Raw genomic sequence first — 24690 nt, 5'->3', positions numbered from 1 at the left:
AAATTGTTCAAAAAAACATCACTAACTTGTGATTTTAATTATTAAAAAAGGAATCATCAACGTGAAACAAGTTATTGCTTTTGGTACCGATGGCATTCGTGGGCCGGCGCATGAGTATCCGTTTACAACTACCTCGTTGCAAAAACTTGGAAAAGCGTTGGGTTTGTGGGCGATTAAAAAATATGCTAAACAAAAACCACAATTTTTGTTAGCAAGTGATACGCGTGAATCGTGCCCGCGTATTAAAGCTGCTGTGAGGGTAGGGCTTGAGCAAGTTGGTGTTAAGGTTATTGATGCTGGGGTGGTGCCAACGCCGGCGGTGTTTCAATTGATTCATCATGTTGCTCATGAACAACAACCGTTTGATGCTGGCGTAATGGTTTCGGCATCGCACAACCCGTATCATGACAATGGATTAAAGATTTTTGATGCGCGTGATTGCAAGTTGACTAAAAAAGATGAGCAGGAAATAGTAGATTATTTTAATGCCATGGACGATGAAGTTGATTTTGTTATTTCTGACATCCAGATTGCTTCGTGGGCTCAAGCAGGGCCTGAATATGGCAATCTGGTGGCATCATTTTTTCCGCACAATTTTTTAGCGGGGATTACTGTTGTGCTTGATTGTGCTCATGGCGCAACTTACCAACTAGCACCCATGATTTTTGAAAAATTTGGTGCAAAGGTGGTTCTGTTGCATGCAGCGCCTACTGGCACCAACATTAATCATGGCTGTGGCGCCTTGCACCCACAAACACTTCAAGCTGAAGTTGTAAGGCTGGGAGCGCATGCCGGCTTTGCATTTGATGGTGATGGCGATCGTGTGATTGCCGTTAATCGGTTTGGTGTGGTTAAAGATGGTGACGATGTATTGAGTTTGTTGTTGCGTTTGCCGCGCTATGCGCTTTCCAAGCAGGTAGTGGGAACGGTGATGACGAACAGTGGTTTTGAGCATTCGATGCAGCAAGCTGGCGTTCAGCTGATTCGTACTCCCGTTGGCGATAAGTATGTATCGGCAATGATGGAAGAATGCGATATTTTGCTGGGTGGCGAAACCTCGGGGCATATCATCGTTAAAGATTACTCGCGGACAGGCGATGGCATTTTTGTGGCGCTTAAGATTTTAGAGTCGATGCTGACGACGCAAAATTGGGATATGGCTTCGCCTGAAAAATATCCGCAGGTGCTGGTTAACGTTCCGGTTGAGCATAAGCGCAATTTAGCGGACCAGCCATTCGCTCGGATTATCCAACAATATGAGCAAGAGTTGCAAAAAGGTAGGATTTTAGTACGTTATTCAGGAACTGAAAATTTATTGCGTGTTATGATAGAAGCTGCAACAAATGAGCGGGCACTCAGTTTTGCTCAACGGTTGGCAACAGCTTTGCAACAGGCACTTTCTACTGAAGGATTTTATGAAAATTGTTAAAACGTTGCAGGCTATTGGTGCTTTTGTACGATCACTTTTTTTAAATGGTCTATTTACTATTATTCCGATTGCGTTAACGGTATTTTTTATCAAATTTATTTATGACTTTGCATTTAAAGTTCTTGAGCCGTTACGCAACGTTGGGCCAGAATTTTTTCATAAAATTCATGGTTCAGAATTTTTGCTGGTAACCGGCTTTATTTTGCTGCTTGGTTTTTTGCTCAAGATATTTGTTGTACATACTATTGTGCATTATTTTGAGCGACTTATTGTTAAAATACCTTTTATCAGAATTGTTTATTCTTCGGCAAAGATGTTGGTTGATTTTTTTAGAATATAAAAAAAAGGCGCCGACAAGTCACGCCAAGTGGTGTTGATTTCGTACCCGCGCTTGGGCAACTATCATTTGGCTTTTTTACTCGAATCAGCGGATGACAGTTATCAAAAAATTATTCCTAGTCATCTTAAAAAAAACCCAGAAGAGCGTTATTTCAAAGTATTTATGCCTAATTCACCAAATCCAACAACTGGCTATTTTTTCATTTTGCCTGAGAGTGACTTGATTTATACCGATATTACTTTTGAAGAGGCTGTTAAGACGTTAGTATCGTGCGGGTTGATTACGCCAGAATCTCTGATTAAATATGAGCGTTTAGAAGAACCGCAAAAATAGTTCCTTCAACAATGGTTTTTACGCGCTATTTTTACAGGCTATTTTTCACTACTTTTTTTGGCATCAGCGTTGTTCTGTCGTTGCTTTATAACTTTATCGAATTTTTCGAAAAATTGTTAAGCGTGCAGCACGCGACCTTTTCTCAGATTGTTTATTTTACCAGCTTAAACATGGTGCCCACTTTTGCGCGCATGTGGCCGGTTGCTTGTTGGCTGACGACTTGTATGGTAGTGCGTGAGTTGTGGCAGCGTGGCGAGTGGCAGACCTTGCAGTTACTAGGGGTTGAACGAGCACGCTTATTACGCACGTTTTTTGGCGTTGGTTTAGTAATGCTGGCAATTGCGGTACCGCTTTATGAAGTTGGTGTTTTGACGGCGGTTGACCGTGCTGAAAAATTTAGAAAAGAGACGTTTAAGGGCGGCGTTGCTGGGCGACTTATTGCTACCTGGCTTATGTTGGATGAGCATCTTTTTTGTTATATTGGTTTTTTAGAGCCTACGGCATCAGGCAAAGACATTATTTTAGTTTATCGAAACGCTGATGGCTCTCTTGCAAAACTTCTTACCGCCCCCACCTTTTCGCTTGATTATGAGCTCGAGCAACTAACACTGCATGACGGCCAATATTTTGTTGCCACATCGTGCGAACAAAAAATCTTACTCAATGAAACATTATCGTTACCCAGTTTATTTTTGCGGCTTTCAATGCAGCACGAACAGCCTTCTCTTTTTATTCTTTTGCAGCGTTTGTTTTTTTATCGTGACTTGTTAGCGTTTGATGCGTGGCATGCGTTGCTGGCAGCGATGATCGAGCGACTATTATTTTATCTTCAAATAGCATGCTTCCCATTTTTAACAGCCGGTATTTTTATAATCTGTCAGCGTTATGTTTATGCAAAGTGGTTTGCTATCTTATTGATTTATCCCATAATTGCGTTTTTAAGTTTGGTAATTTTGTGTGTGTTATAAGCATTTTCTTGAAAAAAATTATTGTTTGCATAGACTATGATCGATGCAAAATGCCTGTGGGCATTTATTCTTTTGTTGTGGTCAGTTGGTTATTTACGATGGAACTATTATGAAGATGAGAAGTCTTTTTGCTTTATCTATCGCGCTTTGTATGAATTCGGTATCAGCTTATGATATTACGTCATTAGTTAAAGGTCGTGAAGTATCTCAGGAATCAAAAGATCAGTTTAAAACACTTGATCAGCCGTTCTGCTTTTTTAAAACAATCAGCGAAGATCCTTATATGATGGTGTTTCACTCAGGAAAAAGTGAATCTAATACCGTTATGTGTGGTACGCGCGATAAGGGACAAAACCCTCGTCGTGCAAAAAATCTGCCGATCTTGCAAATTTAACGCCGATCAGAAATATCGTTATTTACGCAGATGCTTGCCTTAAACTTGATCAAAAGTTTCGTGGGTATCGCAAAACCGTTGTTGGTAGCTTTTTAGATAAAGCACTCAAAACAATCGGTGCTTTGCCAGACAGAACGTACAACGGTACCGTTCTTGTCGATCAATATCAAACCGGCATGCCAATGAAATTTGTATTGCGCAATATTGAAGATTTCCAAAATTTGAGAAAGTACTTTGAAAAGCATTTTAGAAATATGGTGATGATGCCAAGCAAAAAGCCTTTATTGGTACTTGAAATTACCGAGAGCCAAGATTTGTTTGCACGCCGCACACTTGAAGGTCTTTCAGATGCTGATATTGATTTCTTAGAAACATACTTTGAGCTTGCAGACCCTACAAATCCCGAAGTTTGCAAATTTTTCCAACGTTGTCAGAGCGATTTTATCGAAACTATGTACAGAATGCCGAATGATGTAAAAGTTGTTGGTAGAAGTCTTGGCGAAATTGTTTTTGATGATATTGAAAAGAAAAGCATTGATTTCAAGGCTGTTGACGCTGCCGGAGCTGTGATGACCGTAGTTATTGGTTGGCTTGTATTTGAATCATGTAAAAACACATTGAAGAACCAAGTTGTAGAGCCTGCACAAAAAGAATTTGTGAAACATTTTGAATTAGCTAAAAAATTTGGCGAATTTAAGAAAACTGTTAATGATAATAAATTACTGATTTCTGGTACTCTTGGAGTTGGTCTTGCTGCATGGATTGCTTACAGACTTGCAACTCAAGAAGAAAAAGAAGAAGATCTTCTTCTTGAAGATGTTTTAGCTGGCGACAATGATGACGACATTAACTTTGTTCAAGAAGCTGAAGAAGTAGTATAAGCGTAAATTTTACGTTATTAAGTTTAATAAAAAGAGCCGCTGTTTTTTACAGCGGCTCTTTTTATTGGCTCGAGTTTTTAAAAGCTTAGGAAGATTTTTTATAATAATCTTCTTTCAGGTGTTCTGGCTCATTAAGATAGTTATAATCAATCAAAATTTCATCACCAGCTTTGATGTCTTTTGTTGTGACAAATGCACGCTCTGTCCGTGCTCTAATGTCATGGATCGTAGACATTTCTTCATGGTTTTTTGCAATATTGGGGGTGTCTGAATGGTTTAAATACCAACCTATTTCCATGCGATCAAAGCGCTCAGGTCCTAGGCATTCTTCGTCGTTGAGGTAGATGCAATATTGTCTGAGCTCGAGAGAAAGATCTTTTACTTTCCAAGTTTTTATAATGTGATCATTGCGAAAAACTTGTGTGCCTGTTGGAATATCATGCACGGCAAAAACGCCAATGCCGCCCAAAGATGACGGCTTGAGCATAAAAGAAAATTCTGACCATGTTTTGGAAACGTTCTTTTGTGCCTGTTGATTTGGCGGATTGAGTGTCGATGTTGATGTGGTGGTAGTCGATTGCTTATAATAATCTTCTTTCAAGTGCTCGGGCTCATTGAGGCCGCTATAATCAATCAGGATTTCATCACCAGCTTTAATATCTTTGAGGGCATAGCAGCCGCGGTCGGTTGGTTTATCGTATTTTGCAATATTTGGCATGTGTGAGTGGTTGAGGTACCAGCTGATTTCTAAGCGGTCAAAACGCTCAGGGCCTCGGCATTCTTCATCGTTGACCAAGACGCAGTATTTAATAAATTCTGGATCGAGGTCTTTTGTTTTAAAAGTTCTTGAACGGTGATCGGTACGAAAGAGGGGTGTGCCGGCAGGAATATCGTGCATGGCAAAAACACCAACGCCACCTAAAGATGAGGGCTTGAGTATAAAAGAAAATTCTGACCATTCCATGGCTGGTTGCTCCTGGGGATATACCTTAAATAAACTTATAACTAAAAACGAACTTATTGCCAAAAAGATGGCAAGTGTGATTTTTGGAAAAAGCTTCATAATTATTTTTACTTTTCGATATGTTCAAACAACGCAAGAAACTCTTTGTTGCCAGATGTAGCCCCAACAATCGGCGATTCAATAACGCCAATCATGTTGAACCCAAATTCCTGCATGCCCTGTTTAATTTTTTCAATAACGCGTTCATGAACAGCGGCACTTTTGACAACGCCGCCACGTTGAATATCTGCCCGTTCAGCTTCAAATTGAGGCTTAATGAGTGTGATAATTTTGCCGGTTGGTTTGATAATATTTACGAGCGCTGGCATGACTTTTAAAATCGAGATAAACGATAAATCGAGTGTTATCAAATCGACCAATTCTGGCAGCGGGGCCAAATGGCGCAGGTTCGTTTTTTCCATCAAAATCAAGCGCGAGTCAGTGCGGATTTTTTCATGCACCTGGCCGTAACCAACGTCAATGCCGTAAATGCGCTTGGCGCCGTGCTGTAACAAGCAGTCGGTAAAACCACCGGTTGAGATGCCGGCATCAAGAGCTACTAGATTGGTAACATCGACCTTAAAATGCTCGAGCGCTGCTTCAAGTTTAAAGCCGGCACGGCTGGCATATTTTGGTTGGTCAGCCTCCATGCCAATAACGGCATCGAGGCTGACGGGTGTTCCCGGTTTTGTGCAGACTAAATCGTTAACTTTGACTTTGCCTTGCAGAATAAAACTCTGCACTTGGTTGCGCGTCAAATGAGGGTAAAGTTCAAGAATTAGTGCGTCAAGGCGCTTTTTTTCTTTAGCCACGTTTCTCTTCTCGTAATTGTTCAATGAGTGGTGATGATTTATAAAAATACTGTGCAGAAAGCATTGGCTCATCTTTAACGATGCGATCAACCGATAAAACGCCGTACAAATTATTGTCGGTTCTAATCGTTAAAAATTCTTTATTTTTGCTTTGTAAAATTGCTTTGCGTAAGTCGGCCAGTGTTTGTACTTTTTCGTTGTTGACGGCAGCAATAATTTCGCCAGGGCGCAAAACACGAGCACGTGATGCTTGTGAGTTTGGCAACACGTGAGTGATTACCAAGGCTGGCGTGTGTTGCTTGTCTGGCTGGCCGTATTTTACCAAGCTTGGCACGCTTTGAATCATAATGCCCACGTGGTTAAGTGAAAGAGGCATAACAACCATGCCGCCAACAATTTCATAATCGATTGCTTCTGGTTCAAATTCAGAATAAATCGTGCGAATGGGTGGGAGATAACTATCGTCAAGCGTGAAACTGATATCTAATGGTTTGCCCTTGCGGTAAATTGAGAATGCTAAAGAATCACCAATTTTGTAGCGATTGAGTAGTTCGAAAAGAGAAACTTTGTCTTCGCTCCATGGTACATCAAGTTCGCCGTACATGTCGATCGGGTAGCCATTAACTTTGTACAACATATCGTCTTTTTTCAGGCCGGCTTTTTTCAAAAGTGTGTTATTAAAAACTTTGGCAATGTACCAGCCGCCTTGCGGTGGGTTGCCCAGGTAGTTAACCATTTCTGGTGTTGCGTAGGTAAAAATACAGCCGAGAGTTGGCTTGCGCAGCAACGGTACTCGAGACAAGTCATTCAAGGCACTTTTAACTTCGTTGATGGGAATAATGTAACCAACGTTTTGTGCGCCAATAACGCCACGAGAATTAATGCCCACGACTTTTCCCGCGTTGTTGAGTGCAGGGCCGCCCGAGTTGCCGGGGTTGAGCGGTGTGGTTACTTGAATGTAACCAAAATAGCCAAGTGTCTCACGACCACTGACAATACCCAAGGTGCTTTTAAGTCTGCCTTGTGCCAGAGGATAGCCGAGGGCAAGAATTTCTTGCGAACGGATAACTGCATCAGAGTTGTCAAAAGTTAAAAATGGAATTGGGTCTAATTTTTGTTTAATTTTGGTGAGTGCTTCATCCGTTACTTTTAGTAAAGCAATATCACGCTCTGGGCTTACGCCAATTAACTTTGCATCAAAGCGTTCCATGCCAAAGAGTGGAATTTGAATTTCAATGTTGGTTGACTGCATGACCACGTGATAATTAGTTATTAAATGGCCTTGATCGTTGATAAAAAAGCCACTGCCGCTGCCTTCGCCTTGGCGGGGTGTTTTGTATGGTTCAAGCCAGTTGAATTCATTAATTTGTGAGAAAACTTGAACAACGGTATTTTTGACTTTTTTTTGAATGTCGATCCATGATGCCGGGATGGTTACTTCTTGTTGCTCAGCAACAACAGCAGTACTTGGTGCTGCAGTTTTGTGCGTGATAACTTTTTCTAAAGAATCTTTTACTGATGTGTATTGGCCGAGCAGTTGTTCTAAGTGTTCAAACTTTTTGTGTCGATCATGAAGGTAATAAATACCCCCACCAATCAACATGAAGCTGATAACGATAGGTAAAGCAAGCAACGAGTTGATACGTGATTGCATGAAAATACTCCTTTTTGAGCGTTATGATTTTCGCACGATTGTAGTAAAAGGCTGAATACAGGTAAAAACAAAGTAGGCAATAAAAAGTAAAAGTAATACCTTAAGAAAACCCATGCTAATGACGAATGCTGTGAGCATGACGCTTGTTAAGGCATACCAATTTTTGCTTATTTTTTTAAAACTTGAAAAGCGCACTTTGCTGATCATCAAGAAGCCAAGAGTTACCACAAGGCTTAAAATAAAAAAAATGTATGATGGTTCAAGCAAGAATGATTGGCTATTGAGCAGGAGTGTCACTAAAAAACAGCCCGCTAGTGTGGTGGGCATGCCAATAAAAGCGGTCGATTGTTCGTTGCTGGTGATGTTAAATTTTGCTAAGCGCGCAATACCTGCTAATAAAAAAAAGGCACACGCGGCATAGCCGATAAGGCCCATTTTGCGTAACACCCAAAAATAGGTTAAGAAAGCTGGTGCCATGCAAAACGAAATGGCATCGCTCAGCGAATCAAGCTGCGCGCCCAAGGGGCTTGTTACCCCAACATAACGGGCGACGCGGCCATCAAGGGCGTCCATGAGAGCGCCCAACAAAATGAAATAGCCGGCGGCAAAAAAATTGCCGTGTGCCGCAAAAATCATTGAGGTAAAACCAAAGCATGCATTGCCCAGCGTTATTAAATTGGGAAGCTGATTAAGATTGGCGCGACGAGTAAACCGCCTAAAGCTAATAACCCGCCGGTAAGGGCGGTTTTGAGAAGAAAGTTTTTTAGGGATTAAGCGCACCATCATCATCTTTTTATTTAGCGACACTTACCTTTGCATGCACAATTACTTTGTCTTTAAAGGTATAGCCTTTGTGAAACACTTGAGCGATTTGACCCGATTGTTTTTCTGGATCTTCAACTTGCATTAATGCTTCGTGCATTTCTGGGTTAAACATTCCGCTTGTGTCGATTACTTTTACGTGTACTTCTTCAAGCTTTTTTTCCCAATTTTTTTGAATCAATTTAAAACCATCAAGCCATGCATTGTGGGTTGCATCGGTTTGGGCGTTGTTGGCCATCACAAGAGCGCGATCGAGTTCGTCAAAAATAGGTAACAGCTCAATCAAAAGATTCACTTGCGACACATCCATCCACTCAGCACGTTCTCTGGTGACGCGTCTTTTATAATTTTCTAAGTCGGCGCTTAGTTTAATGAACTGTTCATAAAAATTTTCTGTCACCTGTTTTTTTTCTACTGGTGATGTCGTTTCTTCGTCGTGGTTGTTGAATTCTTCGTTTTTTATATCTTCTGCATCCATTGTTCTAAAAGCTCCTTGGTTAGTCATCACATGACAGGTGTATTTACTTGCGTATTTATACGATCTAGACTTGAGTTTACCATGAAAAAAACTGTTAGTCATCTAACGGCACAATGGCCAAAAAAGGAGAAATTTATGTTATATCAACGTTATACTTCATTGTACAAGCAAGGTCAAATCCATACCGGCTTTTCCAATCGGCTACCCGACTATGCCGTTGGCTTTTGGTTAGAACAGCTTGAAAAGGTCGTTTTTCAGAGCAAGCGGGGGCGGTTTTTAGATGTGGGTGCGGGCGATGGTAGGCTTACTCGGTTGCTGGCTGAATTTTTTAAGCAGGGCGTTGCCATTGAAGTTCAAGGGAATCAGCATAGCTGGGACCGCCTGCGCCAAGCATGTCCCAATGTTTCTTTGCGGGAAGGTTTTTTGCAAGACTTAGTGCCCGCTCTGGTCCAAGAAAAGCCGTTTGATTTTATCTTGCTGGCCGAGGTTTTTGAACATATTCCCTTGGAAGATGTTGATGCTTTTTTAAGTGCTTTGCCCAAGGTTTTGGCTGACGATGGTGTTATATTTTTAACCACGCCCAATTTTGTAGTTCAAGGACCGGCTGAAAAAAGCCCCCGTTGGTACGTGCGGCAGCAGTATGGGCACTATAAACATTACTCATTTCAGGAAGTAAAAGCGTTGCTTGCCCAGCATGGCCTGGAGATAGTTGAGGGGTGGTTTGAGTGCCATAAGCTTAAAGCAAAAATGTATAATCGTTTTTACTACCCAGTTGCCCGGCTTGATGCCAAATTGCTGCATTCTAAAAAAGTGCCGGGCATGGTGCGCTGGTTGTACCAAGCCCTTTCCTGGCCATTCTTGCCGCTTGTTAATGGCTTTTTTAGCAGTCTGGGCTGGGCGGTGAACCGTTATGAAAAATGTTATAACAACGAAAAAAATGCTGAGACCATGATTTTGAAGATTAAGAAATCAAAGCGTCCTTAACCCTCTTTTTTTGTAAGATCAAGTGTCATAAACCAGCCGCGTCGGGTCCAGCCCGTTAAGCTTGCAACAAGGTACGCACACGCTTTAATAAAGCGATTTTTTTTGTAATACAACAAATCGTGGCTGGTAATATTTGCTTCCAGTTTATTGATAATAACGGGAAAATCTTTGAGGATCTTTTTAATTTCTTTAAATGTATAAGCCTGCGTTCCTGGGCTTTCTTGGTGCTGGGCTAAAATTTTTTTCATGCTGGTGAAGGGCTTGCCGAGCAAAAGTCCGAATTGAAGGTACTGGTACCAAGCAAAAAGTGACCGCCGGTTATAAACCATAATTTTAATAGCTCCGCCCGGTTTGGTTACGCGTACAATTTCTCGCAGGCATTGGACGGGGTCTGGTGAATGGTGGATGACGCCCCATGAGTACACCAGGTCGAAGCTGTTGTTGTCAAAGTTAAGTTTTTCAGCATCGGCAACGTGAACGTCACAAGCGGTAAGGTTGTAGATTGCCAAGCGATGTAAAACATTGGTAACGGCTTCTTGTGTTAAATCAACGCCGTAAGCCTGGGCGCCTGCGCGAACCCATTGCAAAAAATCAGTGCCAGCACCCACCCCAACCTCAAGAATTTTTTTGTTATGGAATCGGGTAAATTGCGCGAAAGCAAATATTTCTGGTTCGATGGTGTAACGAAAATCTTCGATTGCTTCAAAATATTCTCGAGAGTGTTTTGCTTCGTGAATAAACTCGGTGCCGCAGCTTGCTTGGTTCCAGTAGCGCGCAACCGATTCTTTGGCAAGGTTCTGCTTGGACATTATTCTTCCTTTAAAAGTTGAGAATAAATTGTTTGAATCTTGGTAATTTGGTTGGGTAAGCTGAAGGTTTGTGAACAAAAATCAAAACCTGCTTGGCCCATCGTATTTTGTAAATTTTTATTCAAGAGTAAGGTGCTTAATTTTTCGGCCCACTCGTCAAGGTTTTTGGGTGCGATGAGATACCCCGTTTTTTCGTGAATTACTAGTTCGTCAAGTGGCGCCAGGGCTGAGGCAACAACCGGTTTTTTCATAAAACCAGCTTCAATGATTGGCCGAGCAAAGTGGCCAATGGTGGCAGGAAAGACAAGAACATTGGCGGCGGCCATGGCTTCAGGAATATTTTTTATGGGGCCCAAAAGGTGAACTGATTCTTTAACTTTTTGAAGCTGATTGTTGACTGATTGCCTAAATTTGGCCGCAGGCATAAAGCGCTTAATATTGAGCGAGTGGTGCTTTTGATGGTAAAAATAGCCGGCAATTAAAAGTTGAGCGTGAGGTACTAGTTCCAAAACTTTTTCAAAAATGTTGAGCAATAATAGCGTTCCTTTTTCTTCTGAAAGGCCGCCTACAAATAAAATTTTGGGGATACTTGAGTCAAGATAGTGCTGTGCTAAAAAATCGTGAGGGCTGATAGATGCATCAAACATTGTTGCATTGACGGCATTATACACAACGTGTGTTTTGGGATTGTTACGCCAGGGCAAGGCATCGTTTTTGCAGATCGGAACAATCGCGCCAGCATATCGTTCGATGCTGCGCGTGATGAGTGACTTGCGTGCCCCCAGGTAGCCAGGTGCGAGTGGTTCGCGGATGTGCCAGACTATTGGTATGCCAATTTTGTGAGCAATTTTGCCCCATGCGATAAGAGAGCTGGTGTTTAAGTGTACAAGGTCCGGTTTAATTTTTTCCAGCCATTGGCGGGCTTCAGAGTTGATTGTTTTGAGAGTATCCAGAGAGGCTCGAGTGAGGTGTGGGAGGTGGTACCATTTAAACCACCAAATTTTTGTATGAGCAAAGTCGTAAAGATTTACCGGGCCATGGCAGGTAATGCCCTGTTCGGTAAAAAGCTTGAAGGCATCAGAGTTGTGCAGAAAAAGGACTTCTGCTTGGTAAAGATTTTGGTCAATGCCTTTGACTAAATACAGCAGACTGAGCGGTGCGCCGCCCAGTCCCTTGCCGTGATGTATAAACAAAATCTTTTTTTTTATATCGTTGGACATGTTGGTTGACTCGTTCGGTTTTGTTTTTTGAGCGAGACCAATTTCTTTTTCGTTTCTTGCTGGTGTACGTTACGTCCGATGGTAATGTAGCATAAACCTTGTTCTTGCATGAGAACAGGGTCAAAGCAGTTGCGGCCATCAAAAATAACCTGATCGTTGAGCTTTGCAAAATGTGCCGTTGGGTATGTTTTAAATTCATGCCATTCGGTCAGAATAATTAAAAAGTCTGCCGCGTTGACTACTTCATCTGCTGTTGAGGCAAATGTGACAGTATTTTTGAAAAGCTGTTGCATGTTGCTGCTAGCTACTGGGTCGTACGCAATGATGTGGGCGCCGTGCGCGAGAAGGTTGGTAATAATGTCAATGGCGGGAGCACAACGGATGTCGTCGGTTTCGGGTTTGAAAGCAAGGCCCCAAATTCCGATCCGTTTGTTGAGGAGTGTGTTGCCATAAGAGTCGAGAATTTTATTTAAAAATAATTGTCGTTGTTGCGTGTTGACAGCATCAACTTCCTGAATCAATGACATAGAAACATGATGTTCTTTGCCGGTATGAATGAGTGCTTTGACGTCTTTGGGAAAGCAGCTGCCGCCGTAGCCGATACCGGCATTTAGGAAATGTTTGCCAATGCGTTGGTCAAGAGCCATTCCTTTTTTGACGTCTTCAATATCCGCGCCGACTACGTCTGCCAAATGAGCAAGTTGGTTCATGAAACTGATACGAGTTGCCAGCATAGCGTTTGAAGCATATTTAGTGAGTTCTGCTGAAGGGATGTCCATGCAAACCAACTGTTGTTCAATGTTTGTTAAAAAAGGTGCATACAATTGCGTGAGCAGGGTGGTTGCCTGTTCTGAGTCAACGCCAATCACGACGCGGTCTGGTTGCATAAAATCACTGAGCGCATCGCCTTCTTTTAAAAATTCTGGGTTTGAGGCAACGTCAAATGGTACGGTTACTGAACGAAGACGTAACTGCTCTTGAATAATTGCTTTAACATTTTCTGCCGTGCCAACCGGGACGGTTGATTTATTTACAACGAGCGTGTAGTTGTTGATATGTTGTCCAATTTCTTGAGCGACTTGCCAAACAAACGACAAATCTGCTGAGCCGTCTTCTCTCGATGGTGTGCCGACGCATGAAAAAATAACGTCTGGTTTGGTAGCTTGCAGTGCTTGTGCAACGTTGGCAACAAAGGTAATATTTTTTTTTGTAATACCTTCGGCAACCAGTTTATCAAGGCCCGGTTCATAAAATGGAATAACGCCTTGCAAAAGAGCGGTAATTTTTGCAGGATTATTTTCAACAATGGTAACGTTGTTGTCTTTTTGAGCAAGGCATGCCGCCGTTACAAGGCCAACATAGCCGGCCCCAATAACAATAATATCCACGATCTTTCTCCTTTTTTAAAGAGATTGCCAAAAGTCATATGTTACTTTGGCAATTGCTTGATGCGAATAATGATTTTTTACTCGCTGATATCCTTTTTCTCCGAGTTGGTTGCGCAGTGATGCATTGGTCATAAGCATGTGTAAATAACTAGTAAGTGATTTTTCATTGTTTTGTTCAAAGACTAATCCCGCCTGCGCAACAACGTTGGGAATTTCTCCCGCGTTGCTTGCGATCACTGGCACTTTACATGCCATTGCTTCAATTAAAATGTGACCAAATTGTTCTTTCCAATGCGGTGTGTCGTACGATGGGAGAACTAAGATATCAATAAACGATAAGGCATTGGCAACTTTGTCATGTGAGATGGGGTCACGAAATTCAACTACATCAATAAGTTTATGAGTGACTACGTAATCGATCAGTTGTTTTTCAAATGGACCAGAACCAATAAAAATTAACCGCCAATCGGGAAATAGGGTGTGGAGGGAATGAAAAGCGTGTGCAAGTAGCATGACCCCTTTTTCTTCAACCAATCTGCCAATGTAACCGATATAGCGATGAGGGTGGTGTTCGATATGTGCTGGCTTAAAGGTTTTAAGATTAATACCCAGTTGTGGGCACACCGTTGTTTTTTTTGTAAAACCTTTTTCAGTTAATATTTTTTGTGCATCATGATTGCCGACAATGGCGCCGCTGGTGAAAGTACGATTAAATTTTTCAATTAAACCCCAGAAGAGGCGATATTTGAGTGAAAATTTATGATGCCAGTTGACCCACGTAAAAAATGAAAGTTTTGCCTGACGGCAAAATATTTTTGCAAACAAAATACTTTGAAAAAGACTCAAGGCATTATCACCTTGTTCAACGTGAATAATGTCTGGCTTAAAGTTTTTCATGACCTTTATCAAGCCGCGCGGATAGTATCCATAGCGGACTTCATTGCCAACGCCAAATGCTTTAAGGCCAATAAAGGTACAGTTCTTTAATTGTTCTTTTTCTAAATTTTCTACCTGATGATGATATAACGAACCCGGCCATTCGCGCGGGAAAACCACAGCGAGCGAAACGTCTGGATAATCTTGTGCAAAAATCTTCCATTTATCTCGGTTGATTTGTGTAACATAAGTGTGGCTGATGACGAGGATCTTCATGATTTACCTTCTCTACCCTTTCAAACCATGCCTTCAACTCGGGATAAGCGCAAAGCAAGCCTCTTCTAAATATCGCATGAATTTGTTCAACTGAGAAGTTATTTTTCATAAATGTGCCAATTGTCGCTTTAAGCGCAGCAATTTTTTTTTGGTCTTTCAGAAGAAGGCAGGCCATTTCTGCCATGGCGGTATCATCGTCACAAGCAACAACAAAACCGGTTTTATTGTTGCTGACATAATCTCGAATGCCGCCACAGTCGGTTGAGATGACCGGCACGCCGTGAGCAAGCGCTTCAAGGCCGGCAATGTTAAGCCCTTCTTGGTATGAAGAGATGAGCATGATCGTAGCGCGTTGATAAAATGACAAGAGTTTGGCGCGGTCAAGTTCGCCGGTAAAGACAATATTTTGGAAAAATTTTTTACCAGAAAATGGGAGCGTATCAAATGGATGCGGGTGGCTGCCAATAATAAAAAGTTGAGCGTCGGGGCATTGTTTATAAATTTTTTCAAAAGCTCTAAAAAGCATCGGTGCATTTTTACGTGGATCGTTAAAGCGGCCAATCGCTATAATAATTTTTTCGTTGGTTGGAGCCGAGGGAATGATGGATTGATAATCGATAGGAAAGCCGCAGATTGCGTACGGTTGGTTAAAGCCGGGCACCACGTCTTTGATCAGTTGATGCGTGTACGAACTCAACGGCCACACAAATGCTACTTTTTTTAAAACAAGTCGTTCGATGGCCAGCATCCACGGCTGGGCGAGCCGATCGATCCATTTTCTTAAGCCTCGCATTTTTTGTGCGCGTTGCTCGCGGTCGTGCTGGTAGGTTGAGGCGGGCCATAAAACAAAGCGTTTGTTCATGAGTGCTAGCGCGTGGCCAGCGATGGGTGTGCCGCTTACCACAAAAAAATAATCGTAGTCCTGCAGCGCTTCTTCCCATTGTTCAAGTGTTGCTGCATAATGTGCCGGCTCCCAAAAGGCCCAACGCACACCCACTTCAACGCAGGGCATCCCGTTGTGTATGCCGGCTCGGTTGCGTGAGGTTGTTTTCAATGGTCGCAGATGTGCCGAAATATCTTTTTCAAAGCTTAAAAAAAAGAGTGTTGGTTCAAAGTAGTTTTTGCAAAAATTAAAGACTGCCTTTTGGCTGGCGTGGGTGCCGCCATATTTGTATTGATTGCGCAGGGTGATGATGGCAATTTTGGGTTTCTTCATTAAACTTCTTCCTGTCTTTTTTTGATCAGCTCGAAGAGCACGGCGAACGTTGGTTTAGTGATTATGGTCCTTTGAAATAGATACAACGAAACGATTCTTTTTACAAGTTTTTGATAGTGCTTGTATTTGGCGTAACTTTTCACAACGTTTATTTCTGAAAATATTTTCTCAAGGTAGTTGTTTTTTCAATATGAATTCTTGTTATGCAATAAAAAATACTTTTGAAATCAATAAAATTTGTGCTATGTTTCTACTCTGAAATAAAATTTATTTTTAATTTGTATACAAATTTCTTGTGGGTGAGGTATTTTACATGAGCTATTTTTTAATAAAAAAACCTGTGCGGCTGTTTTTGTAAAGGTACTTACGCTGGCATTTTTCATGAACATTGGTCATCCATCAGTATATGCTGCAACTGCGGGTAATTTTAGAGAGATGGTATTGGCGGTGTCGACTATTCCTGTTGAGATTGCAGCGGAAAAAGCTTTTTTTGATAAAGAGCCAAAAAGAGCTGCTTTGTTGCACATTGCTGCGGATCTGCTGGCGCTGGCAAACAAATATTATTTCTTCGATAACAACATTGCTGCGCAAAATGGCGATACAGGAACGTGGACTTATGAACGTCGCGATATGGCCGTTAACGCTGCGTTGGTGGTGCTTGATATAAAGAATCTTGTCAAACATTATGAACAGTTTAAAGCTTTACATATTCAGGAATTAGAAGAGTATGATCCGTTTGCTGACCCGATCAATGAGGACGAAGATGAGTCTCGTGTCAATGCACAACAACAACTTCAAATTTCACACCTTGCGTATTATTGGCGTGTTGTTGCTTTGCCGTGCTTGAAAGGTTTAACGGCGTTGGCAGTTGCTTGTACGCAGGAAGGTGTAGCACGTCGTTTTGAGATTACGCAGGCACGTAATCTGGCAATAGCTGCTCATTCATTTACCAAGCTTTTATCGGAATATGCCTCCCTTGAACAATCTGCTAGCACATCAAAATATAAAATCATACTGAGCGCTGCGTTGATGGCAAATGCTGCCTGGCTTGTGTATGAAGCAAAAGATTATATCGATTTTCTGACACCAACGCCCATGGAAAAAGTTCAGGGTAGTTGTCCCGTGTGCTGTCTTGATAATGAAGTTATTGAATTAAATAGGCTTCATTGTGGCCATGCGTATTGTACTGAATGCTTGCAGGGGCAGATCCGTGAGGCATTTAAAGTGCGTGGCACTAGCGCTTTTCATAAAATTGCCTGTCCGAACAGTTGCAAGGGTTGTACCGATTTTTTGAGCAGAAATGAAATTGCTGAAGTAATGAAGAACGATAAAGATTATCGAGCAATGTTAATAGCGTTTGATGAAGCACGTAGGCATCGTAAAGCCGAAAATTCTATGACTGATGAAGAAGTTAGAACCAAGGGCATGAAGCGCTGTCCAAATCCGCAATGCAGAGTACCGATTGAAAAAGGTGATATGTGTCCGCAGACGACATGTCAATGTGGGCATAATTTTTGTTGGTGGTGTTTGGGTGATTATTATAATAATCATGAACAAAATGGATGCCATAATCGCAATTATGGACAAAATCCTAATATTGATCAGATGTGGGATTATGTGCGTGAGAGCTTAGATACCGTGCCGCCGTATTGAGGATGGTAACATATGCCGCTGTGGTTGTTCCGGTGAGCATATCCACCCTTGATTATTTTTGGTAAAAAACAACTCTTTTCTTTTTTTCAAATTCATTTGCTTGTATAATTTCATAGCAACGCCAGCCCTGGAGTATACCAGGGTTGGCGTTGCATTTTATACTGGAGCTTTTCGAAGAGTTATTTTCCATCGTTTTTTACCAAAAAATTCAAATTAGAAAGAGGTTACGCATGAACAAATTGAATTAATTGAAAGCAAGTTAAATAATCGACCTCGGAAGAGTCTGAGTTTAAAAACTCCAGCCGAAGTTTTTAATCAAGAATTACATAAGTTTGTCGCACTTCGAACTTGAATTATCCAATTAGGAACCTCAATTATGAACAACAAGTTTATTTTTATTTTTCTTGCCACCATTTCATGTGCAACACAATCAACGCATGCTGTAAGAAATTGTTTGCATGATGCAGCCGAACGTGGCCGTGCTCTGGAGCTAAAAAATCTTATCGATACAAGGAAGTATGATATTAACGCACAAGACAATAACGTTCATAATTTTACGCCACTGCACTATGCTGTAAGTCATGGCTATGTACTAAGCGTAAAAACTCTTTTATCTGGCGGGGCAAATGTTAATGCTGTAGATGATTTTGGTCACACACCATTACATATTGCTTCCTGGAAAGGCCGTGTTGATTGTATCAAAGTTCTTATAGAAAATAATGCAATAATGAACTTGCAAGACAAGAAATCCTGGACACCTCTACATGTGGCAGCATTTTGGGAACAGATTGATTGCGTAAAATGTCTTGTGGCGGCAGGTGCCAGCATTTGTGCAGAAACCACCGAAGGAAAAACACCAAAAGCCATTGCATTAGAAAAAGATTATGAAGAGATTGCAGCGCTTTTGCAAGAAACAAAATAGAAACTATCAGTTAACGAATTCGATTTGATGGTAGGTTTTGTAGAGGGTTGTAAATTTTTTTTGAATTTATGACCCTTTTGAATTACTTAATGTGACCAGTGTTTGTGCCAATTCGGTAAGTTTTGCTTTGAGAGTAGTTAGAGCGGTTGCTAATTTACTTAGTGCTTCTTGAGTAAGTCTTTGATTGAGCACATCTGTAAGTGATTTTTGGCCTGGGGTGATTTCTTTGGGCGCATATTTTTCCCAATGATTTTTTGAAGTTTTTTCAAAATTCCATGGAGATTCTATAAAACCTACGTCGAAGGAGTAGAGCCATCTTTGTTGAGTAGTGTCGGCAAATTCAATGCCAGAGGGTTTGCCTGCAGGTTCTTGTAAAATAAAAACTTCTTTGAGGGTAATTTTTTTGCCGGCAGTTGGTCTAAACGCTATTTCACATGCAGATTGGTTTGGATCTTTTTTTCTTGCTCTGAGTCCTTCCAGGGTAAGTGCAATATCATTAATGCCGGTAAGTTCTTTTATGAGAATGTACGCATTTCTTTTATAATTGGCGGTATCGAAAAAAGCGCTGCGAATAAAGTCCAAGATGCCAATAGAGGATTTTGGACTTTCAAGAGAGATGCTATTAAAAGCAAGGATATTGTTTTCGCGTATCATGGGAATAACGATTGGAAAGAAAATTCTATTTACTCCTCGAACCCCTACTATGTTTTCATATGCTTGAGAGCACAGAGGATAGTTAGTGTTATCTTGCACAATAGTTTGAGTTTCTTGTTTAGTTGCTAGATGGTCAAACGTCTCGGTGCCAACGGGTAATTCATTCCAGAAATGCTTGGTGCTTCTATTATTTTTATTGATACTTTGTGTGCTGATAATATTTATTGGTATCTCGATGTTATTTGAATAAAGCAAGACGGCCTTTTTATCTTTGATTACGAAAGGCTCATTGTTTTCTTTGTGAATGCGTGTTTGTACTTTGTTAATAATTTCAATCTCGGCTCCGAGGTTGAATGTTTGAAAGCCTTTTCCGTGTGGTAGCCAAATTTGAGGTAAGTTACTGGTGCCATGCTTGCTATAATCTTGATGTGGATTGAATTTTACAAAGCTTTTCATAAGTTCATCAAGGCCGGGGCCTTTATCGGCAAATTGTGCTGTTTGATTAAAAAAATTACGTATAAATGCTTGAGTTTTTGGAAAAGTCTCTTGAATCACATCATCGTTTGTTGAAAATACCATCAGGGTAAAATTATAGTCATCCAAAACATTAGTACTGTTATTTTCGCTCAATTCAATTTTATTTAAATTCTTGCCGCCTGAGTAGCATGAAAATAACCCAACAAATCCAGTGGTACTTTGGCCTTTTTGTGAAAAGTTTAGGTGTTGCAAAAATGTTTTAATGTTTTTAGGATCAGTTCCACAAATAGAGCCGTCTGTTGAGCCGTGGCCATCAATCAAGAAGTCGCGTACAATATTTTCGGTCATAGGGACAATGATTTTTTTCAAGGTGGTTTGGTTAAGTGCAAGTTTTTTTAGTTTATTACCCAGTAATTTCTTTAGTGTGGTATAATCGTTTAATGATTGGTTGGGCAGAGTGTTAGTGAATTCTATTGTTTTGGTTATATCGAAGCCCGCTAAGCTATATAGATTTTCATATTTTTTTGGAATGAGCAGAAAAAAACCTGTCTCTGATACGCTAAAAAGTCGCCATTGCCCTTGTTTAAATGATAAATCCTTAAATCGTTGGTCGTTATGGCTTGATGCTTGGGGATCGATGCGTTCAATCATATTTAAAAGAACCGAAGCACTGGTGATAATGGCGGAATAAGCGTCTTCAACAGCCATACCAAGTGATGTGGTGACGGCTCCGATGTCGGCATCATTTTTATTTTCTTGATTTTGTTCTTCGATAAGAATTATGCAGGGAGCGTGTACTGTTGGTGTGTTTATCTTTTTTTCCATGTCATTGCTGGTAGCTGCTTCTTTTATTTTTTCAAGATCAGCTTTTATTTTTGGAATATTTTCGTTGGCATAATAATGGTTTGTTGGTAACTCGCTACCAACAACAAGATCATGCGCAAAAAGAGTGACAACAAAGCTCAAAATAAGAGATTTGGGTAAAGCTGTTTTCATATAAACCTTTCAACCTTTTTAAGTACGATTTTCTCTATGGACAGGAGGTTTGCACAAAAGTTTTTTGTTAGGCAAGTAATGAAAAAAATGGATATTATCTTCTTGAGTCCATTATTTTTTCTTGTTTGTTTAATAAAGCAATAATAGTTTTATGGCTGTCTTTTTGTCCTTCTTCTGCAAGCATTTTTGCCGTTTTGCCATCGCTATTTTTCAGTGAGCAGTCAGCGCCACGAGCAAGAAGTGTTTCAACGTAGTCACGATGTCCATACTGAGCGGCAATGTGAAGTGGAGTATTGCGCTTGTGGTCTAGGACATTTATTTTTGCGCCATACTTGAGAAGTAATTTAATGCAGGTTGGGTCATCGCCACCCCAACCGCATGTGTAAACCGTTTCGTGCAACGGAGTTTGGTAATAGTCAGAAAGGGCATTGACCTTGGCCTCGTGCTCAAGCAGCGCTTCGATGCATGCAATGTGGTGGCACCGTGCTGCGATGTGAAGTGGCGTTCGATAATAATAGTAACTTGTTAACGAATTAACCTGCCCGCCCTGAGTAATTAAATCTGCAATTAAGAGCGGCTTGTTGGTGCGTGCTGCTTCAAAAAGATCAAAATTAAGTTTTTCTTGTTTTTTGTTTAGTACAAGGGCTTTTTTAGCAGGATTTCCTTCGTCTGCTTCTTGAGTTTTTTTACGCTTTTTGCCTTGGATAGTTAGTTCACCGAAAATGCATTCAACGTCGTCCAAGCGAACTCTTTTTTCGCAATGGCTTGCATCGCCTGCATCTACGGCTTTGCGTTTGCTTCCGGCTGCTGGAGAAAGATTGACGGTAGCAATGCTGCCCACCAATAAACTCAACAAAATCTTATACTTCATAATGATCAAGATCCTTGTTTAAAAAATTTTTTAACACCGTTGCGAGTCGATAATGACGTGCCTGTTCGTAGGCGTTGTCAATGCAGGTGCGACGTTGCAGTTCATTGTTGAGATAAAAATGTATTTTTTCTATCAGCTCGTCAATTGATTCAAAGCAGGCGATTGAAACATTTTCTTTAAAAAGCTCGTGTGTGTGCTCATACGTTCGTTGAGCAAGGACAAAACTTTTATTTGCTGGCAGTTCAAACGTGCGCATATTGTGCGAGGTCATGTTTTGGCGGCGAATGAAATTAAGATTAATGGTGCTGCAGCGGAACGCTTTTAAACTTTCGGGCGGGTAGAGCGCTGGGCCTTTGATGCAGTTGGCAAGATTGCTCTGCTTTTCGTATTCCCAGCCGTTGCCCCAAATTGCTAGGTTGAGGTGGGGCATGCGCGTGCGCAGCGTGCTCAACCACCACGCGCGTTCAGGCTCCCACGTGCCGATAAAACTGACATCAGCCGTGTAGCGGGTGCGGTCGCTATCTGAGATGCTCAGTTCTTGTTCAAAGATTGTTTCGTCGTACGCAAACGGCATATAAGAAACTTTTTTACAACCGGCCGATTCAAGGGCTGGTATCAGCATTTTTGACCATATCAAAAAAATATCAAAGAGTGGTAGCGCGCGTAAAACGTTTGCGTTGGCATTGCCGTTCCACAAAGAAAAGGGGTTGTCGGGATAAAAATGTATGAGCGTGGCGCGGCTATTTTTTTTGATGATGCGCAGTGTTTTTGGTGAGACTATATCTGCTTTTAAAAAAAGATACAATCTGGCTGGTGCTTTTTGACGGTGCTAATAAGTGCACGATTGCACCAATAATTGTTAAGCGCTGCAAAAATCCGATAGTTTTGTGGCAGGCCGAAGATAAAATTACGCTTAGTATTAAACATCGTAACGTCGTAGCCAAGGCTTGTGAAAGCGTGCTGGAATGATGAAGCGTACGTATACGTATTTGAGCTGAATTTGCCGACTAAAAGTATCGATTTTATTGGTGCCATGATCAATTATTTTTTTGCTATCAAGTTTTGGTACAGTTCGTAAACGCGCCTGCCGTAAATATCCCACGTAAAGTTTTGGATAGTTTTTTGTGCTGCCTGGCCCATTGCTGTTCGTAGTTCTACGTTTGTATAAATGTTCAAAATTTTTTCTGCGAGTGCTTCGCTGTTTGCTGGTGGTACCAAAAAGCCTTCAATGTCATCGGTAATCATGTCGGGCGCTCCCGTGCTGGTGGTACACACAACCGGCAGGCCGGCCGCCATGGCCTCACCGATTACCATCCCAAAGCCATCTTCAAGTGATGGTAGTACAAATAGATCCGAGCCTTGGTACAGGGTGCGCAATGTTGCGCGCGTGGTTGAGCCAAAAAAACGAACATTGGTGGGTACGGACATTTTTGCAAGTACGTGGTTTAAATCTTTTTGTACGTTGCCGACAATTAAAAGTTCAGTTGACGCCGGTGGCAAATTCAACTGTTGCCATGCTTCAATCAGATAATGCACACCTTTGCGCACGCCTGCCAAGCCAACAAAAATAACGCGAAAATTTGTTGGGTCTTTTGCTGGTGCCTGCGCGGCAAAATAAGAAACATCCATGCCGCACGGCAGGCATAAAACTTTTTCTGGTCGTATGCCCTGGTCGATAAAACTTTGGCGAGCAAATTGCGAGAGCGTCATGATGTAGTCCGCTTGTTCATACTCAGCCAGCATCTTGTTGATAATGCGCTGATTGATGGGCGGGAAAGTTAGGCCATGGCGTGCGTATTCGTTGTGTAAGATGCGCATTTGCGTCAAAATATGGCACGAGCCCGATTCAATAATAATTTTTGCACCAGTTTTTTTTATGGCCGGTATGCTAAAAAGTGTGTAGTTTGCCCAGCCGATAAAAAGATCCAAGTGGCCTAATCGCGGAATTTCTTTGCTCATGCAGTAGTCAAAAAAATTGTCTTTAAGATTGTTAAATGTTGATGGATTAAGAAATGAGCTTAAACGTAATTTACAAAAGCAGGTATCAATAATTTGGCACCACTGGTTGTTAGAAACCAAGTTGGGAGGCACAAGTGTATGATCGTTTTTGGTGTAATAAAACGTAAACAGCTTTTTTAGGCTGTTTCGTTGTGCAAGTTGGTTTGCCAAATGAAAGGCATGAAATCTGCCGCCGGCGGCAATCGCAATATTCAAGAGTATTGCTCATGGTTAAAAGCGTGAACGACTTTTTTTTGTGGCTGTAAAAGATTTGCAAAATAAGGAATCGTTTGAGCAAGTCCTTCGCGGAGCGCTATGCGTGGTTCCCAGCCAAGCTGTTCGCGCGCCAGCGTGATGTCTGGTTTGCGCTGTAGTGGGTCGTCTTGTGGTAGCGGTAAAAAAATAAGTGAAGAGCTGCTGTGTGTTAATTCCAGAACAATTTCTGCAAGTTCGCGCATGGTAAATTCGATTGGGTTGCCTAAGTTTACCGGCCCTAAAAATGATGCAGGGCTTGCCATCATGGCAATCATGCCATCAACAAGATCGTCAACAAAACAAAATGAGCGTGTTTGCGAGCCATCGCCGTACATCGTGAGCGGTTGGTTGCTGAGTGCTTGCATAATAAAATTGCTGACCACGCGGCCGTCCAGCGGGTCCATGTGTGGGCCGTAAGTATTAAAAATTCTGACAACTTTGATTGCTACATGGTGCATGCGGTGGTAATCAAAAAAGAGCGACTCAGCGCAGCGCTTGCCTTCGTCGTAGCACGCGCGAATACCGATGGGGTTTACGCTGCCGCGGTAGTGTTCCGTTTGCGGGTGTTGTTCAGGGTCGCCATAGACTTCGCTTGTTGAGGCTTGTAAAATGCGTGCATTGTTGGTACGTGCAAGTTCGAGCATATTCAGTGCGCCCAGCACGCTTGTTTTGGTGGTGAAGATGGGATCTCGTTGATAGTGCGGCGGTGAGGCGGGGCAGGCTAAATTAAAAATAAGATCAGCGTGCATACTGATTGGTTCAATAATATCATGGTTAATGAACGTGAAGTGTGGGTTTTTTTGCAGTAATTGTACGTTGTCTTGACGGCCAGTATAAAGATTGTCGAGTGCGATAACATCGTTGCCCATCGCCAGAAGTTTTTTGCAGAGCGTGGTACCGAGAAAACCGGCGCCACCGGTTACTAAAATTTTCTTATTCGAGATCACAGGGCCCTTCATGACATAGCCTTTCTTTTTTCCG

At 41.7% G+C, this 24690-nt stretch carries 25 protein-coding genes; 9 read left to right on the top strand and 16 right to left on the bottom strand.

Annotated elements, in window-relative coordinates; all coding sequences use genetic code 11:
* Nucleotides 1–61 precede the first annotated feature (61 nt).
* From IPF37_02665 to IPF37_02640, 6 genes are all read left to right on the top strand, one after another.
* Entirely contained in the window at nucleotides 62–1429 is a 1368-nt protein-coding gene (locus IPF37_02665; GenBank protein ID QQR49722.1) for a phosphoglucosamine mutase, read from the top strand.
* Nucleotides 1416–1769: a DUF502 domain-containing protein gene (locus IPF37_02660; GenBank protein QQR49721.1), complete on the top strand. Its 354-nt coding sequence runs from the start codon at nucleotides 1416–1418 to the stop codon at nucleotides 1767–1769. The genes IPF37_02665 and IPF37_02660 overlap by 14 nt, the downstream gene beginning before the upstream one ends.
* A 30-nt stretch (nucleotides 1770–1799) precedes the next feature.
* Nucleotides 1800–2102: a hypothetical protein gene (locus tag IPF37_02655; protein ID QQR49720.1), complete on the top strand. Its 303-nt coding sequence runs from the start codon at nucleotides 1800–1802 to the stop codon at nucleotides 2100–2102.
* 11 nt (nucleotides 2103–2113) lie between these two features.
* Nucleotides 2114–3070, top strand: coding sequence for an LptF/LptG family permease (locus IPF37_02650; protein ID QQR49719.1), 957 nt, complete (start codon nucleotides 2114–2116; stop codon nucleotides 3068–3070).
* A gap of 109 nt (nucleotides 3071–3179) precedes the next feature.
* On the top strand, nucleotides 3180–3464 hold the full coding sequence (locus tag IPF37_02645) for a hypothetical protein (protein ID QQR49718.1): 285 nt from the start codon (nucleotides 3180–3182) through the stop codon (nucleotides 3462–3464).
* 122 nt (nucleotides 3465–3586) lie between these two features.
* Nucleotides 3587–4345 carry a hypothetical protein gene (locus tag IPF37_02640; GenBank protein QQR49717.1) on the top strand — a complete coding sequence of 253 codons (759 nt, stop codon included), beginning with the start codon at nucleotides 3587–3589 and terminating at the stop codon, nucleotides 4343–4345.
* A gap of 85 nt (nucleotides 4346–4430) precedes the next feature.
* Here the strand turns inward: IPF37_02640 and IPF37_02635 are convergent, their stop codons facing one another.
* Genes IPF37_02635 through IPF37_02615 form a run of 5 tightly spaced genes read right to left on the bottom strand, consistent with a single transcriptional unit; the run spans nucleotide 4431 to nucleotide 9141 of the window.
* Nucleotides 4431–5408 (bottom strand): SET domain-containing protein, encoded by a 978-nt coding sequence (locus IPF37_02635; GenBank protein ID QQR49716.1) that lies wholly within the window; start codon nucleotides 5406–5408, stop codon nucleotides 4431–4433.
* A gap of 8 nt (nucleotides 5409–5416) precedes the next feature.
* Nucleotides 5417–6232, bottom strand: coding sequence for a TlyA family RNA methyltransferase (locus IPF37_02630; GenBank protein QQR49715.1), 816 nt, complete (start codon nucleotides 6230–6232; stop codon nucleotides 5417–5419).
* Nucleotides 6153–7814, bottom strand: coding sequence for a trypsin-like peptidase domain-containing protein (locus tag IPF37_02625; GenBank protein QQR49714.1), 1662 nt, complete (start codon nucleotides 7812–7814; stop codon nucleotides 6153–6155). Before IPF37_02625 ends, IPF37_02630 begins: the two co-directional genes overlap by 80 nt.
* 21 nt (nucleotides 7815–7835) lie before the next feature.
* Nucleotides 7836–8603 (bottom strand): CDP-diacylglycerol--serine O-phosphatidyltransferase, encoded by a 768-nt coding sequence (gene pssA, locus IPF37_02620; GenBank protein QQR49713.1) that lies wholly within the window; start codon nucleotides 8601–8603, stop codon nucleotides 7836–7838.
* 4 nt (nucleotides 8604–8607) lie between these two features.
* Nucleotides 8608–9141 (bottom strand): nucleotide exchange factor GrpE, encoded by a 534-nt coding sequence (locus IPF37_02615; protein ID QQR49712.1) that lies wholly within the window; start codon nucleotides 9139–9141, stop codon nucleotides 8608–8610.
* 108 nt (nucleotides 9142–9249) lie between these two features.
* Between IPF37_02615 and IPF37_02610 the strand changes: the two genes are divergently transcribed.
* Entirely contained in the window at nucleotides 9250–10098 is an 849-nt protein-coding gene (locus tag IPF37_02610) for a class I SAM-dependent methyltransferase (GenBank protein QQR49711.1), read from the top strand.
* On the opposite strand, the gene IPF37_02605 is transcribed toward IPF37_02610, so the two are convergent.
* From IPF37_02605 to IPF37_02585, 5 genes are read right to left on the bottom strand one after another with little or no spacing between them, the layout of a single operon-like run.
* Complete coding sequence (locus IPF37_02605) at nucleotides 10095–10907, bottom strand: class I SAM-dependent methyltransferase (protein ID QQR49710.1); 813 nt, start codon at nucleotides 10905–10907, stop codon at nucleotides 10095–10097. The genes IPF37_02610 and IPF37_02605 overlap by 4 nt on opposite strands.
* Nucleotides 10907–12127, bottom strand: coding sequence for a glycosyltransferase family 4 protein (locus IPF37_02600; protein QQR49709.1), 1221 nt, complete (start codon nucleotides 12125–12127; stop codon nucleotides 10907–10909). The genes IPF37_02605 and IPF37_02600 overlap by 1 nt, the downstream gene beginning before the upstream one ends.
* Nucleotides 12112–13515 (bottom strand): UDP-glucose/GDP-mannose dehydrogenase family protein, encoded by a 1404-nt coding sequence (locus IPF37_02595; GenBank protein ID QQR49708.1) that lies wholly within the window; start codon nucleotides 13513–13515, stop codon nucleotides 12112–12114. The genes IPF37_02600 and IPF37_02595 overlap by 16 nt, the downstream gene beginning before the upstream one ends.
* 15 nt (nucleotides 13516–13530) lie before the next feature.
* Nucleotides 13531–14667 (bottom strand): glycosyltransferase family 4 protein, encoded by a 1137-nt coding sequence (locus IPF37_02590; protein QQR49707.1) that lies wholly within the window; start codon nucleotides 14665–14667, stop codon nucleotides 13531–13533.
* A complete protein-coding gene (locus IPF37_02585) occupies nucleotides 14615–15883 on the bottom strand; it encodes a glycosyltransferase (GenBank protein QQR49706.1) in 1269 nt (422 codons plus the stop codon). Before IPF37_02585 ends, IPF37_02590 begins: the two co-directional genes overlap by 53 nt.
* Nucleotides 15884–16264: 381 nt before the next feature.
* On the opposite strand from IPF37_02585, the gene IPF37_02580 reads away from it, so the two are divergent.
* Together IPF37_02580 and IPF37_02575 are read left to right on the top strand one after the other, a co-directional pair.
* Complete coding sequence (locus IPF37_02580; GenBank protein ID QQR49705.1) at nucleotides 16265–17536, top strand: hypothetical protein; 1272 nt, start codon at nucleotides 16265–16267, stop codon at nucleotides 17534–17536.
* Between the two features lie 376 nt (nucleotides 17537–17912).
* Complete coding sequence (locus IPF37_02575; protein ID QQR49704.1) at nucleotides 17913–18458, top strand: ankyrin repeat domain-containing protein; 546 nt, start codon at nucleotides 17913–17915, stop codon at nucleotides 18456–18458.
* Nucleotides 18459–18524: 66 nt separating this feature from the next.
* On the opposite strand, the gene IPF37_02570 is transcribed toward IPF37_02575, so the two are convergent.
* The 6 genes from IPF37_02570 to IPF37_02545 all read right to left on the bottom strand — a co-directional run bounded on the left by IPF37_02570 (nucleotide 18525) and on the right by IPF37_02545 (nucleotide 24668).
* Entirely contained in the window at nucleotides 18525–20585 is a 2061-nt protein-coding gene (locus IPF37_02570; GenBank protein QQR49703.1) for a hypothetical protein, read from the bottom strand.
* A 94-nt stretch (nucleotides 20586–20679) separates the two neighbouring features.
* A complete protein-coding gene (locus IPF37_02565) occupies nucleotides 20680–21456 on the bottom strand; it encodes an ankyrin repeat domain-containing protein (protein ID QQR49702.1) in 777 nt (258 codons plus the stop codon).
* Complete coding sequence (locus IPF37_02560; protein QQR49701.1) at nucleotides 21446–22261, bottom strand: glycosyltransferase; 816 nt, start codon at nucleotides 22259–22261, stop codon at nucleotides 21446–21448. Before IPF37_02560 ends, IPF37_02565 begins: the two co-directional genes overlap by 11 nt.
* Nucleotides 22246–22491 carry a hypothetical protein gene (locus IPF37_02555; protein QQR49700.1) on the bottom strand — a complete coding sequence of 82 codons (246 nt, stop codon included), beginning with the start codon at nucleotides 22489–22491 and terminating at the stop codon, nucleotides 22246–22248. Before IPF37_02555 ends, IPF37_02560 begins: the two co-directional genes overlap by 16 nt.
* Nucleotides 22492–22497: 6 nt before the next feature.
* On the bottom strand, nucleotides 22498–23670 hold the full coding sequence (locus IPF37_02550; protein QQR49699.1) for a glycosyltransferase family 4 protein: 1173 nt from the start codon (nucleotides 23668–23670) through the stop codon (nucleotides 22498–22500).
* Nucleotides 23667–24668, bottom strand: a complete 1002-nt coding sequence (locus tag IPF37_02545) for an SDR family oxidoreductase (GenBank protein QQR49698.1) — start codon at nucleotides 24666–24668, stop codon at nucleotides 23667–23669. The genes IPF37_02550 and IPF37_02545 overlap by 4 nt, the downstream gene beginning before the upstream one ends.
* Between the last annotated feature and the right edge of the window lie 22 nt (nucleotides 24669–24690).

The organism is bacterium (assembly GCA_016699045.1).
GTDB lineage: Bacteria > Babelota > Babeliae > Babelales > RVW-14 > AaIE-18.
The sequence above is the reverse complement of the archived record's forward strand: the minus strand, read 5'-3'. Positions and strand labels throughout refer to the sequence as shown.

What these genes read in the sequence shown, in the direction of transcription:
- IPF37_02660 (QQR49721.1), top strand. Translation starts at nt 1,416, where the DNA reads ATGAAAATTGTTAAAACGTTGCAGGCTATTGGTGCTTTTGTACGATCA.
- IPF37_02650 (QQR49719.1), top strand. Translation starts at nt 2,114, where the DNA reads ATGGTTTTTACGCGCTATTTTTACAGGCTATTTTTCACTACTTTTTTT.
- IPF37_02645 (QQR49718.1), top strand. Translation starts at nt 3,180, where the DNA reads ATGAAGATGAGAAGTCTTTTTGCTTTATCTATCGCGCTTTGTATGAAT.
- IPF37_02635 (QQR49716.1), bottom strand. Translation starts at nt 5,408, where the DNA reads ATGAAGCTTTTTCCAAAAATCACACTTGCCATCTTTTTGGCAATAAGT.
- IPF37_02630 (QQR49715.1), bottom strand. Translation starts at nt 6,232, where the DNA reads ATGAGCCAATGCTTTCTGCACAGTATTTTTATAAATCATCACCACTCA.
- IPF37_02625 (QQR49714.1), bottom strand. Translation starts at nt 7,814, where the DNA reads ATGCAATCACGTATCAACTCGTTGCTTGCTTTACCTATCGTTATCAGC.
- pssA (QQR49713.1), bottom strand. Translation starts at nt 8,603, where the DNA reads ATGATGATGGTGCGCTTAATCCCTAAAAAACTTTCTTCTCAAAACCGC.
- IPF37_02615 (QQR49712.1), bottom strand. Translation starts at nt 9,141, where the DNA reads ATGACTAACCAAGGAGCTTTTAGAACAATGGATGCAGAAGATATAAAA.
- IPF37_02610 (QQR49711.1), top strand. Translation starts at nt 9,250, where the DNA reads ATGTTATATCAACGTTATACTTCATTGTACAAGCAAGGTCAAATCCAT.
- IPF37_02605 (QQR49710.1), bottom strand. Translation starts at nt 10,907, where the DNA reads ATGTCCAAGCAGAACCTTGCCAAAGAATCGGTTGCGCGCTACTGGAAC.
- IPF37_02600 (QQR49709.1), bottom strand. Translation starts at nt 12,127, where the DNA reads ATGTCCAACGATATAAAAAAAAAGATTTTGTTTATACATCACGGCAAG.
- IPF37_02590 (QQR49707.1), bottom strand. Translation starts at nt 14,667, where the DNA reads ATGAAGATCCTCGTCATCAGCCACACTTATGTTACACAAATCAACCGA.
- IPF37_02585 (QQR49706.1), bottom strand. Translation starts at nt 15,883, where the DNA reads ATGAAGAAACCCAAAATTGCCATCATCACCCTGCGCAATCAATACAAA.
- IPF37_02580 (QQR49705.1), top strand. Translation starts at nt 16,265, where the DNA reads ATGAACATTGGTCATCCATCAGTATATGCTGCAACTGCGGGTAATTTT.
- IPF37_02575 (QQR49704.1), top strand. Translation starts at nt 17,913, where the DNA reads ATGAACAACAAGTTTATTTTTATTTTTCTTGCCACCATTTCATGTGCA.
- IPF37_02570 (QQR49703.1), bottom strand. Translation starts at nt 20,585, where the DNA reads ATGAAAACAGCTTTACCCAAATCTCTTATTTTGAGCTTTGTTGTCACT.
- IPF37_02565 (QQR49702.1), bottom strand. Translation starts at nt 21,456, where the DNA reads ATGAAGTATAAGATTTTGTTGAGTTTATTGGTGGGCAGCATTGCTACC.
- IPF37_02555 (QQR49700.1), bottom strand. Translation starts at nt 22,491, where the DNA reads ATGGCACCAATAAAATCGATACTTTTAGTCGGCAAATTCAGCTCAAAT.
- IPF37_02545 (QQR49698.1), bottom strand. Translation starts at nt 24,668, where the DNA reads ATGAAGGGCCCTGTGATCTCGAATAAGAAAATTTTAGTAACCGGTGGC.